1 protein-coding gene and 1 pseudogene are annotated in these 960 nt (G+C 70.2%); both read left to right on the forward strand.

What is annotated here, in order from left to right; translation table 11 throughout:
* Positions 1 to 170 precede the first annotated feature (170 nt).
* Complete coding sequence (locus U9980_RS26750) at positions 171 to 401, forward strand: hypothetical protein (protein ID WP_322770465.1); 231 nt, start codon at positions 171 to 173, stop codon at positions 399 to 401.
* Positions 394 to 960, forward strand: a pseudogene (locus tag U9980_RS26755) (hypothetical protein); the annotation flags it as partial. The gene U9980_RS26750 and the pseudogene U9980_RS26755, both read left to right, overlap by 8 nt.

Below are 960 nucleotides of genomic sequence, written 5' to 3' on the forward strand. Positions count from 1 at the left end.
TGCAGGTTCCCCGGTTGATCTAGGGCAACGCGCTCGACCTCGCCGACCACGAGTGCATCACCCTGGACGAGGCCACCGCGACGTTCGACCGGCTGACTGAGCTACGCACCGTCCATGGCTGGCGGCCGGCGTTGCGGCTGACCGCGTGGACCCCGGACACCGAAGGCCACATGATCGTCGTTGGGCCGGGCGGGACAGCAAGCGCCTGGCCGGTCTACGACGCCCCCGACCTGCTGGAACCGCTGGGCAACCTCCTCGACGAACCGATCACCGCGATCTGGCGGTGCCACCGGTTCAAGCGCAACCACTACGCCAAGTACCTGGGGCACTCAATCCAGACCCTCACCCGGACGGAACGGCCGCCCGCACGACCCGTAACGGTCAGGATCGCGCATGCGTGAGGCGACCAATCTGGGCTGGGCGGACACCCCGTTCGGCGCCGCGCGGCGTCCCTCCGCCGGGCGGACCTCCCTGCTGGCCGCGTTCTCGGTCACGACCACCAACTCATCGCCGGCCGCCGCTGCGACCGTATACCTGCGGCTGTCGCGGGCGCGCTCGCTGGCGGTGACCGATACGACGTTGCGGTTCGGCTTCCACGGCGTCGCCGCCGAGGACCCGGCAGAGACCCTCGCTGTCGTCACCATGGTCGGCGCACTGCTCGTGCAGGCCCGACGTCAGGCAGCGGTCGTCGCCGGCCACCGGTTCGCCGACGAGCTGGCGAGCCTGATCGCCGCCGCCGGTGGACAGCCCACCCGAGGGATTACCGCCGTCACTGCCGCGTGGTGCGATAGGAAGACCGAGCGTGGGCTCGCGCGTTTCCATGACACGGCGTGCGAACCCGCATCGGCCGTGCTGGCGGACCCCACGCACCCGTCCTACGCGCGATGGAAGCCTTCTGCCGGGCCTGGTCGCCCGCCTACGACGCGGTGTTCTACTGCTGCGACAAGTTCGACCAGCACT

The organism is Protofrankia sp. Cr1 (genome assembly GCF_963555865.1).
In the GTDB taxonomy this organism is placed as follows: domain Bacteria; phylum Actinomycetota; class Actinomycetes; order Frankiales; family Frankiaceae; genus Protofrankia.